The sequence below is a fragment of the Candidatus Paceibacter sp. genome (assembly GCA_013360865.1).
In the GTDB taxonomy this organism is placed as follows: Bacteria; Patescibacteriota; Minisyncoccia; order UBA9983; family UBA9983; genus SURF-57.
This window is the reverse complement of the sequence record JABWAS010000037.1, coordinates 1-2935: the sequence shown is the minus strand read 5'-3', so window position 1 is coordinate 2935 and position 2935 is coordinate 1. Positions and strand designations below refer to the sequence as shown.

General features: G+C 33.5%; 5 protein-coding genes. All 5 read left to right on the top strand.

Going from position 1 to position 2935, the window contains the following annotated elements; translation table 11 throughout:
- The first annotated feature begins 184 nt into the window (after nucleotides 1-184).
- The 5 genes from HUT38_04555 (at nucleotide 185) to HUT38_04535 (ending at nucleotide 2772) form a co-directional block, all read left to right on the top strand.
- On the top strand, nucleotides 185-940 hold the full coding sequence (locus tag HUT38_04555; GenBank protein ID NUQ57723.1) for a hypothetical protein: 756 nt from the start codon (nucleotides 185-187) through the stop codon (nucleotides 938-940).
- Nucleotides 933-1607 carry a hypothetical protein gene (locus tag HUT38_04550; GenBank protein ID NUQ57722.1) on the top strand — a complete coding sequence of 225 codons (675 nt, stop codon included), beginning with the start codon at nucleotides 933-935 and terminating at the stop codon, nucleotides 1605-1607. The genes HUT38_04555 and HUT38_04550 overlap by 8 nt, the downstream gene beginning before the upstream one ends.
- On the top strand, nucleotides 1604-1909 hold the full coding sequence (locus tag HUT38_04545; protein NUQ57721.1) for a hypothetical protein: 306 nt from the start codon (nucleotides 1604-1606) through the stop codon (nucleotides 1907-1909). Before HUT38_04550 ends, HUT38_04545 begins: the two co-directional genes overlap by 4 nt.
- Nucleotide 1910: 1 nt before the next feature.
- Complete coding sequence (gene thyX / locus HUT38_04540) at nucleotides 1911-2546, top strand: FAD-dependent thymidylate synthase (GenBank protein ID NUQ57720.1); 636 nt, start codon at nucleotides 1911-1913, stop codon at nucleotides 2544-2546.
- 103 nt (nucleotides 2547-2649) lie between these two features.
- The gene (locus HUT38_04535) at nucleotides 2650-2772 is read left to right on the top strand and encodes a HEPN domain-containing protein (protein NUQ57719.1); all 123 of its coding nucleotides are present in this window, start codon (nucleotides 2650-2652) and stop codon (nucleotides 2770-2772) included.
- Nucleotides 2773-2935: the final 163 nt, after the last annotated feature.

Sequence of the window (2935 nt, the reverse complement as noted above, 5' to 3'; positions counted from 1 at the left end):
AAGCCAGAAACTTAAACTTTTCTCCTTTTGGTAACTACAATTTCAAAGAACATGCTAAAAATTATGACCACGCAAAAACTTAACCGGACAATGCTGAGAAAATCTTTCTGAACCAGAAATACCTCAAACCATAATAGACGAATTTATAAAAAAAATTAAAGGCGATAAATTTCAAGAAGATAAAATGAGCGAATATCGTAATAAATTAGAAGTCGCTGCAATTTTCAGACTTCTAAGAGAAAAGGGAAAAGTTGAGGGAAGAAAATCAAGAAGAAAAATTTATGCTGGTTTTGATACATATACTTATCTGTCATCAGGAATAATCAGAATCTTCTTAAATTTAGTTGGTATGGCATTTTATCGAGCTGAAGGACAAGGTACAAATGTGAAAAAGGGAGAAAAGATTTCGGTAGAAGATCAAAACTGGGCAGCCCATATTGTTTCTAAAGGCTATTTGGAAAAAATTCATAAAAATATAGAGGCATACGGTGGTATCAATGGTGAAATGATGTACCAGTTTGTAACCGATATTGGTGATATATTTAGAGAAAGATTGTTATTCCACTCAAGCGAACCTGAGACTTTAAGCATTAGTATAAAAGATCCTCAGAATTTAAATACGGATGAAAGTCGCCTTCTTAACAATTTTCTAATCCATTCAGTAAGAGAATCTATTCTTTATAAAAGGGAAGAAACGAGTTCTTATCGTCCAAAACATACGACTACAATACGAACTAAAGATTATGTTTTAAATAGAATTTATTCACCAGCTTTAGAAATTAGTTATAGAGCAAGATGGGGAAGATGCAATTTTACCGTCAAAGAATTATCGTACCTTTTAGATTCCGATAGCCGTGCAGAAACAAAGAAAATACTTCAGCAAAGACAAAGAACAAGTGAAACAACTTACCCAATGTTTAAGGGGATGACTCTTGAGTAAAGAACTTTTAGAAATTCAAACAATAACAACGATTGTAAACAATGTAGCTGACAACATATTTATATCATCCGGAAGTCCGGAAATAAGATGCTTAGGTACTCTTAAAAAATTAGATAAAAACTATAAAGCAAAGCAAGTGCTCATTTTAAAATATTCTCATAAAAATAAGAAAAGAGAAGAAAATCTTAAAGAAATGCATGATATATTAAATAAAGTTGGCCCAATCGAAGAACTTTTAATCGATGAAGAATCTACCATGCCGATGATGAATGAAATTATTCAAAAAATCGAGAAACAAATTTGTAATTCTGAATCTCCCAGAATTACGATTGATGTTAGTACTTTAATAAAATGGCATATTCTTATTTTGCTCAATATGTTGGACAAAAAAGGTCTTTTCCATAAGTGCAGGTTTTTATATACAGAACCCAAAGAATATATTATCGATCTCTTTCAACCTCTTTCTTTTGGTATAAAACAAATCTTTCCTATTCCACTTTTTTCTGGGAACTATGATTTTGCAAAAGATTGTTTATTAGTCATTTTTTTGGGTTACGAAGGAAGTCGAGCAATGGCATTATTAGAAAATATAGACCCAACGGAATGCCTTCTTTTAATTCCAAAGCCCGCATATCATTCAAAATGGGAGGAAGGACGGAAGAGATGAATAAAGAAATTATAAATATAGTTGGAGATTCCAATATTCAATACATTAATTCGAAAAATCCTGTTTTAGTAGCTAAGCAACTAAAAACTATTCTTTCTGAAAGTTGTTCAAAATACAATTGTCTGATTTCTCCTATGGGAACAAAACCTCAAATATTTGGACTGTATCTTTATTGGGCAACAAATCCCACAAATACTTCACTGATTTACAATGCACCATTAAGGCATAATGATCTCTTTTATTCAGAAGGCATAGGAAAGACCTGGATACTTCCAACTGAAATTGATTCTAAAAAGGAGTAACATGAAAAGTATAAAACCATCATTTATTATCGAAAGTGATGTTGATGGAGAAATAATTTTAAAGAATATCGAAAAGGCTGGCAGGACAGCTTATAAAACAGAAGATAAGATTACCCCTGATTCTGCAAGGAAGTTTGTTAAAAAAATTTTGGATATGAACCATGAATCGGTAATCGAACATTATAATATAACGGTACGTATAATATGTGATAGAGGTATAACCCACGAGATTGTCCGTCATAGAATGGCAAGTTACACCCAGGAGTCCACTCGGTATTGTAATTATTCAGCAGGCAAATTTGGTGGAGAAATTACTGTAATTAATCCGTGTTTTTGGAATTCTGCTAGTGAAGCAGATAAAAAGAAATATGAAGTATGGGAAAAGGCAATGAAGGAAGCTGAAAAAGCCTATCTTGAACTTATTAATTTGGGTGCTACCCCCCAAGAGGCAAGAAATGTTTTGCCTAATTCCTTAAAGACAGAAATAGTTGTCACAATGAATTTGCGAGAATGGCGACATTTCTTTAAACTCAGAACATCGAATGCTGCTCATCCACAAATAAGAGAAGTAGCCTGCCCTTTACTGGATCAATTCAAAAAGCGGATACCTGTAATATTCGACGACATAGTATATTGATTATTAAAATAGATATCATTAAAGCACCTTATTAAACACGCCTTTCTGCGTCTTCAACACACATACAGGTAATGGGGCTTAATGAGCAAAAGGAGAAAGACTTATAGGTGAATGTCATCAAGAGTGGCTGAAACAGGCTGATTATGATATTAAAACAGCAGAAATAATGTTCGACAATAACCGATATTTTTACACAGTCTTTATGTGTCATTTATCCACACCGTAGGGACACGGTGCACCGTGTCCCTACATCGGCATAACGGTACAATCGGGGGAAAAAAATGACCTACGACCCGGACAAACACCACCGACGGTCAATCCGATTGAAGGAACATGATTATTCCAGGGCAGGCGCATATTTTATAACAATTAAAGAAATTTATTGGAAT

What these genes read in the sequence shown, in the direction of transcription:
- HUT38_04555 (NUQ57723.1), top strand. Translation starts at nt 185, where the DNA reads ATGAGCGAATATCGTAATAAATTAGAAGTCGCTGCAATTTTCAGACTT.
- HUT38_04545 (NUQ57721.1), top strand. Translation starts at nt 1,604, where the DNA reads ATGAATAAAGAAATTATAAATATAGTTGGAGATTCCAATATTCAATAC.
- thyX (NUQ57720.1), top strand. Translation starts at nt 1,911, where the DNA reads ATGAAAAGTATAAAACCATCATTTATTATCGAAAGTGATGTTGATGGA.